Genomic DNA, 6,853 nt, shown 5'->3' with positions numbered 1-6,853 from the left:
TACAGATTGCTGCAGTCAGAGTGGTTTTACCGTGGTCAACGTGGCCGATAGTACCAACGTTAACGTGCGGTTTCGTACGTTCAAATTTTTCTTTAGACATGACAGTCCCTCTAAGCACGGTATTTTGGTGGTTTAACGACCACACATACAACAAACGGATTTTTGTTGAGTATATGACAAATGGCTTGAAGTAACTTTGGGGAGAAAGAGTGGTGCTGATACCCAGATTTGAACTGGGGACCTCACCCTTACCAAGGGTGCGCTCTACCAACTGAGCTATATCAGCACTATAAGATTGGAGCGGGCAGCGGGAATCGAACCCGCATCATCAGCTTGGAAGGCTGAGGTAATAGCCATTATACGATGCCCGCTTTCAGTTTCTCGTAGAGCTATTCAAACTATTTGAAATAGTGGTGGTGGGAGAAGGATTCGAACCTTCGAAGGCGGAGCCGTCAGATTTACAGTCTGATCCCTTTGGCCACTCGGGAATCCCACCAAATTGTTCTTTTTTGTCGTAATGGTGCCGGCTGCCGGAATCGAACTGGCGACCTACTGATTACAAGTCAGTTGCTCTACCAACTGAGCTAAGCCGGCGACAAGTGCTGCGCATTCTATTCAATGATTTTTAGCGTTGCAATAGGTAATTTAAAAATTTCACCCAAATAAGATCTTATGGGGCATTAATTCACCAATTTGCTCCGTTTTTTAGCTAGATGGCGCAGCGTTAAATCCCCTCCATACTTCCACAAACCGCATCGATAAGGTATTGTCGCTCTCCTTAACACACAGATTCATCCAGAGCATGAGTGATTTACTAACTCCATATTTGTCGTTCGACCGTGAGCAATGGTCAGAATTGCGCGACTCAGTGCCAATGACGCTTGACGAGACCGATCTCGAAAAGCTGCGTGGTATTAACGAGCATTTGACGATGAATGAAGTGCGGGATATCTACCTGCCGCTTTCGCGATTGCTGAATTTGTACGTCAAGGCACGAAAAGGCCGTACCCAAGTCCTTGAGCACTTTTTGGGACAAAAAGACAATAATGTTCCGTATGTGATTGGTATTGCTGGCAGTGTGGCAGTCGGAAAAAGTACAACTGCACGTTTGCTGAAAGCACTGCTGGAACGCTGGCCTGAACACCCAAAAGTCGAGCTCATCACCACTGATGGTTTTCTTCATCCCAACAAGACCCTCAATGAGCGTGGACTGATGAAGAAAAAGGGATTTCCAGAGTCTTACGATATCCGTGGTCTGGTGCAGTTTGTTGCCGATGTGAAATCGGGGAAATCAAGGGTTGAAGCGCCCGTCTATTCGCATCTGGTCTATGACATCACTGAAGACACCAAAGTCGTCCAACAGCCGGACATTTTGATCGTGGAAGGTCTGAATGTATTGCAAAGTGGTATGGATTACCCGCACGACCCTCACCGCGTTTTCATCTCAGACTTCTTAGACTTTTCTATCTATGTTGATGCCGACAGCGAACTGCTGAAAACCTGGTATATCGAGCGCTTTATGGCGTTCCGTAAAGGTGCGTTTCAGAACCCAACGTCCTATTTCCACCACTACACCAAGCTTTCGCATGATGAAGCAGTTCAGACAGCATCAGGTATTTGGGAAGAGATTAACGGTAAGAACCTGGAAGAGAACATTCTTCCTACGCGAGAGCGTGCTGGCTTAATTCTCCAGAAAGGAACCAACCACGCGGTTCAAACCGTTAAAGTTAGGAAATAGCTTAGTCGTCAGCGCGCAGACTGATCTCTCCGCCGAGATATGGGGTAATGCCATTTTCGGTTTCGAGCAGCAAAGCCCCTTGCTCATTGATCCCGCGAGCAATCCCCTTAACCACTCGCTCACCCAGCAGTAATTTCACCGCACGCCCCTGGAAGTTGTCATAGCTGTCCCAGCGTGGCACGAATCCTGCCATTCCAGTCTCTTCATATTGCTTCAGCGCTTCTGTTACGCCATTTATTAAAGCGGCTGCCAAAGCGTTTTTGTCGGGGAGTGGATGACAAGCATCCTGAAGATTTGCCCAGCTTTGATCCACTTCTTCCGTTTCAGGCATCGAAACGTTCAGTCCCATACCAATAACCAAATGAGCGGCATCGCCAGCCTGACCTGTCATTTCTACCAAAATGCCGGCAAGCTTCTTGTCATTCCAGTAAAGGTCGTTCGGCCACTTCACTTTGACGCCTTCAGCACCCAGTTTCTGTAAAGTCTCAGCCATGGAAACACCCACAACAAGGCTTAATCCCATCGCGGCAGCCATGCCTGCATCCAATCGCCAATACATGGAAAGGTAGAGGTTGGCACCAAAAGGAGAAAACCATGCCCTGCCACGACGTCCGCGGCCTGCCTGTTGATACTCGGCAAGACAGGCAGAACCAGACTCCAACTGACCTACGCGATCCAAAAGATGCTGGTTTGTAGAGTCAATCACGGGGATAAGCTCAAATGCGGGAACGTTTAGTTGCGCGTTTAGCGCGCCTTCATCAAGGAGATTAAGCGGCGCAGGCAGGCAATAGCCTTTCCCCTGAACACGGAACACATCCACACCCCACTGTTGTAGAACCTTGATGTGTTTGCTGATTGCAGCTCGGCTCATACCGAGCTCTTCACCCAATTTTTCGCCCGAGTGGAACTGACCGTCTGCCAGCATTTTTATAAGTGCCAGGCGGGGCGTATTATCTAGCGCTGGCATATTGCCTCCAATGTGGTCTCTTGTGTCGCACCCATGAAGCGAACCTCATGTTCAAGCAAGACGCCAAAACGTTGTTGAACAGTATCAACCACTTCTTTCGCGAGAGTCACGACATCACGGGCTGTTGCACCACCACTATTTACCAGCACCAATGCCTGCTTATCATGAACGGAGGCACCACCGACGCTTTTGCCCTTTAAGCCACACTGATCGATAAGCCAGCCCGCAGCGAGCTTCACTTCTGAGTTCGATACTTCAAACGATGGCATCTTTTCATTATCAGCTAAGAGAGATTTTATCTGTGTCTTAGGCACAACTGGGTTTTTAAAGAAGCTCCCAGCATTTCCTAACAGATTAGGATCAGGCAGTTTTTCACTTCGAATTTCGCAGACTTTATCAAACACCTCTTTGGCGGAAACGTCAGCCTTACTCGCCAAATCACCCAGTGCCCCATAACCTATCACTGGCTTCCAAGCTTTAGATAACTGGAAACCTACAGCAAGAATAATGGCTTTATCTTTGAGTTCACGCTTGAACACCGAGTCGCGGTAACCAAATTCACAAGCCCCTGCTCCCATGCGAATGATTTCGCCGGTTTCAAGCATCAGGACATCGACATACTCACACCGCTCATTCAGCTCAACACCATAAGCACCGATGTTCTGAATGGGAGCCGAACCTACAAGGCCCGGGATAAGCGCAAGATTCTCAAGACCAGGCATCCCCTGTTCAACTGTCCATTTCACCAAATGGTGCCAGTTTTCACCGCCAGCCACATGAAGGTGCCAATGCGAAGCTGTCTCTTCAACATCAATACCCATTAGGCGATTTAGAATCACGATCCCGTCAAAATCTTCGCAGAACAGAAGATTACTGCCTTCACCAAGGACGATCTTTGGCTCGTCAGCACGATCACGCCAGATCGTGATAAAATCTTCCGCGCTTTGCGCTTCAATAATGGCTTTGGCCTGAACATCAATACCAAAGGTGTGAAATGGTTTAAGCGATGTAGTAGACAGGATATTCATTCGGATCGCAGTTTCGTTTTGATAAAGTCTTAGCGATGTATACTACCCCATCCGCCTTGAATTCACAGTGATTTGATAACCATGGCCGACACACGATATGCCCTTCTCGACCCACTCCGTTTTCCACTGGTGGCTCGTTTTTATAAAACGCATTACCCAGCAGGGAAGCCGAAGAAAGACGAAATCATTTGGACGGCAGAAAATAGCAGCGGTCTTTTTGGTTCAGTTAGATTCAGGCAGTTTCATGACTTCCAGCTTCTGACTGGTATGCTTATTGCCCCCGATCAACGAGGGAAAAAGCAGGGAGAAGCTTTCCTCAATGCCGTTCAAACTCAGATCCAGACCAAGACTTGCTATTGTCTTGCGTATCGCTATTTAGAAAACCTCTACAAAGAGGCTGGATTTGAAGTGATCGAGGTCAGTAATCTGCCCGAAGAATTACGTGGCCGATACCAAAGCTACTGCAACAGTGGTAAAGATCTTATCCCTATGGGTCACAACTCAATGTCACAGTTGTAAATCGAGATAGCTGACACATCGATATCGCTGGAAATTGCACAATTTCTGGTACAATACAGGGTTTGATTTGCGTTAACACGACCCAGTGTCGAACTTAATGAGGCAACAATGGTTTCAGCTACTGCCAATAAGCAGTTGATCGATCAGCTCCCGAAAATTGCGCACCGTCCAGACCAGATGGAAACACTGCTCGATGCGACCACCTTCAGGGAGCGTCTGCTTCACGAAATAGCTCACGCTAAATATCGTATTTACCTTGTTGCCCTGTATCTGCAAGACGACGAGGCAGGGCGCAGTATCCTTGATGCGCTCTATGAAGCAAAACAAAAGAATCCGGTTCTGGATATCAAAGTACTGGTTGATTGGCACCGTGCCCAACGCGGCCTGATTGGCGCTGACAAGTCGGACGGTAACGCCGCGCTTTACCGCGAGTACGCTGAGAAATACCAGCACAAGATTGATGTGCTGGGCGTACCTGTGAGAAACAGGGAAGTCTTCGGCGTTCTGCACCTTAAAGGTTTTGTCTTTGATGATACCGTTATTTACAGCGGTGCAAGTCTGAATGATGTGTATCTTGCCCAGCATGACCGCTATCGTTATGACCGCTACCATGTCATCAACAACAAAACACTAGCCGATTGCATGGCAGGCTTTATCGGAAACACCTTGGCAGCCAGTTCAGCAGTCACATGCCTTGCACAGCCTAACCGCCCGGAAGTAAAAGCACTCAAGCCAGCTATCCGCGAATTACGCGCAAGACTGCAGGCAGCCAGCTATCAGTTTATTTCGCAACATATCAATGACGATCAAATTGGCCTCACGCCAATGGTGGGGTTGGGTAAACGTAAGAACTTCCTGAACATTCAGATTTGTCGTTTAATCGCCAGTGCTGAAAATGAACTCATCATATGCACGCCTTACTTTAACCCGCCGCGCAGTGTGACACGTGAAATAAGACTTGCCTTGCGTAGAGGTGTGAACGTCACCATTATCGTTGGCGATAAAACGGCGAATGACTTCTACATTCCTCCTAGTGAGCCGTTCAAAACGATTTCAGGTTTACCTTATCTTTATGAAATGAACCTGCGCAATTTTGCACGTCGTAATGAAGCCGCTATCGCCAAGCGTCAATTGAAAATCCACCTTTGGAAGCACGACGACAACAGCTTTCATCTCAAAGGGATTTGGGTAGACAGATCCTACATGCTACTGACGGGTAACAACCTCAACCCTCGTGCATGGAAGCTGGATCTTGAAAATGCCATCTTGCTTCACGACAAACGTCGTTTGCTGGAAGCGGAGGCCCAAAGGGAAATCGATACGATTTTGGAGCACACTCAGCTGATTGGCAGTTACAAGCAAATTGAAAAGCTGGAAGCTTACCCGCCTCAAGTACAAAGATTGCTCAAACGTATCAAGCGCATCAGGGCAGATCATCTGCTTAATCAGATACTTTAAGGAGTCAGACGTGATTGCTTCTATCGATGTGGACCCACAGAAGACCTTTACACCGATCTGTCCAGGCGAATTACCTGTGCACGGCGGAGATAAGATTGGTCCCGCGCTTAACGAACAGGCAACAAAGGCACAATTCCGCGTCCTCACAAAGGACGCGCATCCTGCCAACGCGGTATGGGTAGTCGACAGTCACGATAAGATGTTAGTTCCTTTGGAGCATGCCAATGCAGACCTTACTTGGGTATCCCATGCAGTACCTGGTACCGAAGGCTTTGAAACTATCCCAGAACTCCCTGAAGTAACTGAATATGACCATGTCATTTGGAAAGGTGTAGAGCCAAATCTCCACCCTTACGGTGCATGTTTCCATGATATTCAGGAAAAGCTCAGCACTGGCCTCATTGAGTGGCTTAGAGCCAAAGGTGTTACCACTGTATTAGTCGGTGGCCTCGCTACTGACTACTGCGTCAAAACCACTGCTATGCAATTAAAGATGCATGGTGGCTTTGATGTTTGGGTTAACCTAGAAGCTTGTCGAGGCATTGCTGAAGAAACAACTGAAACAGGTTGCGCTGAAATGCGTGATGCCGGTATCCACGTTATAGAAACGCTGGAAGAGTTCAGGGCATAACTCACTAAATGAGCCCCAAAGAACACCACCTGAGAAGGTGGTGTTTTTTTATATCTATTATTTGGAAGCTCCAGCGCTTTATTCACCATGAGCTGAGTACGTGTATGCTTGCTGTCAGTAATTGAGGTTAAAAAACAGGAGCGGTGGTAAATATGGAAAGATGTAGATGCAAAAAAGCCCTGACCGTCAGGTCAGGGCTTTCTCTAAATTAGAAGCCTGGCGATGTCCTACTCTCACATGGGGAGACCCCACACTACCATCGGCGCTGTTACGTTTCACTACTGAGTTCGGCATGGAGTCAGGTGGGTCCATAACGCTATGGTCGCCAAGCAAATTCTGCTAAGTCTTCACCTTTAAAAAAGGTAAAAACCAAAATCTTGGAAAGCTGTTTCTGTGTTCTCGACACATTCAATGTTCTATTTGAGTCCGTCAAAACCCCTTGGGTGTTGTATGGTTAAGCCTCACGGGCAATTAGTATCAGTTAGCTCAACGCCTCGCAGCGCTTACACACC

7 protein-coding genes, 4 tRNA genes and 1 rRNA gene are annotated in these 6,853 nt (G+C 47.7%); 4 read left to right on the top strand and 8 right to left on the bottom strand.

Going from position 1 to position 6,853, the window contains the following annotated elements; all coding sequences use genetic code 11:
- The 5 genes from G5S52_RS24395 to G5S52_RS23300 form a co-directional block, all read right to left on the bottom strand.
- Positions 1 to 100 (bottom strand): GTP-binding protein (locus G5S52_RS24395; RefSeq protein ID WP_135300427.1); only part of this gene is annotated, 100 nt, incomplete at its 3' end.
- Between the two features lie 110 nt (positions 101 to 210).
- Positions 211 to 286: transfer RNA gene (locus G5S52_RS23315), tRNA-Thr, on the bottom strand.
- Positions 287 to 296: 10 nt separating this feature from the next.
- Positions 297 to 371 (bottom strand) — tRNA-Gly (locus tag G5S52_RS23310).
- A gap of 40 nt (positions 372 to 411) precedes the next feature.
- Positions 412 to 496, bottom strand: a tRNA-Tyr gene (locus G5S52_RS23305).
- Positions 497 to 518: 22 nt separating this feature from the next.
- Positions 519 to 594, bottom strand: a tRNA-Thr gene (locus tag G5S52_RS23300).
- Positions 595 to 802: 208 nt separating this feature from the next.
- Between G5S52_RS23300 and coaA the strand changes: the two genes are divergently transcribed.
- Positions 803 to 1,738, top strand: coding sequence for a type I pantothenate kinase (coaA, locus tag G5S52_RS23295; RefSeq protein ID WP_046304305.1), 936 nt, complete (start codon positions 803 to 805; stop codon positions 1,736 to 1,738).
- Between the two features lies 1 nt (position 1,739).
- Here coaA and birA read toward each other — a convergent pair whose 3' ends face one another.
- Both birA and murB read right to left on the bottom strand, forming a co-directional pair.
- Positions 1,740 to 2,705 (bottom strand): bifunctional biotin--[acetyl-CoA-carboxylase] ligase/biotin operon repressor BirA, encoded by a 966-nt coding sequence (birA, locus tag G5S52_RS23290; RefSeq protein ID WP_165018855.1) that lies wholly within the window; start codon positions 2,703 to 2,705, stop codon positions 1,740 to 1,742.
- A complete protein-coding gene (gene murB, locus G5S52_RS23285) occupies positions 2,693 to 3,733 on the bottom strand; it encodes a UDP-N-acetylmuramate dehydrogenase (RefSeq protein WP_165018853.1) in 1,041 nt (346 codons plus the stop codon). The genes birA and murB overlap by 13 nt, the downstream gene beginning before the upstream one ends.
- A gap of 81 nt (positions 3,734 to 3,814) precedes the next feature.
- On the opposite strand from murB, the gene G5S52_RS23280 reads away from it, so the two are divergent.
- The 3 genes from G5S52_RS23280 (at position 3,815) to G5S52_RS23270 (ending at position 6,341) form a co-directional block, all read left to right on the top strand.
- Positions 3,815 to 4,252, top strand: coding sequence for a GNAT family N-acetyltransferase (locus G5S52_RS23280; RefSeq protein ID WP_165018851.1), 438 nt, complete (start codon positions 3,815 to 3,817; stop codon positions 4,250 to 4,252).
- A 108-nt stretch (positions 4,253 to 4,360) separates the two neighbouring features.
- Complete coding sequence (gene pssA / locus G5S52_RS23275; RefSeq protein WP_165018849.1) at positions 4,361 to 5,710, top strand: CDP-diacylglycerol--serine O-phosphatidyltransferase; 1,350 nt, start codon at positions 4,361 to 4,363, stop codon at positions 5,708 to 5,710.
- A gap of 10 nt (positions 5,711 to 5,720) precedes the next feature.
- Positions 5,721 to 6,341 (top strand): nicotinamidase, encoded by a 621-nt coding sequence (locus G5S52_RS23270; protein ID WP_165018847.1) that lies wholly within the window; start codon positions 5,721 to 5,723, stop codon positions 6,339 to 6,341.
- A 214-nt stretch (positions 6,342 to 6,555) separates the two neighbouring features.
- Here the strand turns inward: G5S52_RS23270 and rrf are convergent.
- Positions 6,556 to 6,671: ribosomal RNA gene (gene rrf / locus G5S52_RS23265) — 5S ribosomal RNA — on the bottom strand.
- Between the last annotated feature and the right edge of the window lie 182 nt (positions 6,672 to 6,853).

Origin of the sequence: Grimontia sedimenti (assembly GCF_011045095.1) — a bacterium.
GTDB lineage: Bacteria > Pseudomonadota > Gammaproteobacteria > Enterobacterales > Vibrionaceae > Enterovibrio > Enterovibrio sedimenti.
Note: the sequence above shows the minus strand (reverse complement) of the source record. Positions and strands in the feature narration are given on the sequence as shown.

What these genes read in the sequence shown, in the direction of transcription:
- coaA (WP_046304305.1), top strand. Translation starts at nt 803, where the DNA reads ATGAGTGATTTACTAACTCCATATTTGTCGTTCGACCGTGAGCAATGG.
- birA (WP_165018855.1), bottom strand. Translation starts at nt 2,705, where the DNA reads ATGCCAGCGCTAGATAATACGCCCCGCCTGGCACTTATAAAAATGCTG.
- pssA (WP_165018849.1), top strand. Translation starts at nt 4,361, where the DNA reads ATGGTTTCAGCTACTGCCAATAAGCAGTTGATCGATCAGCTCCCGAAA.
- G5S52_RS23280 (WP_165018851.1), top strand. Translation starts at nt 3,815, where the DNA reads ATGGCCGACACACGATATGCCCTTCTCGACCCACTCCGTTTTCCACTG.
- murB (WP_165018853.1), bottom strand. Translation starts at nt 3,733, where the DNA reads ATGAATATCCTGTCTACTACATCGCTTAAACCATTTCACACCTTTGGT.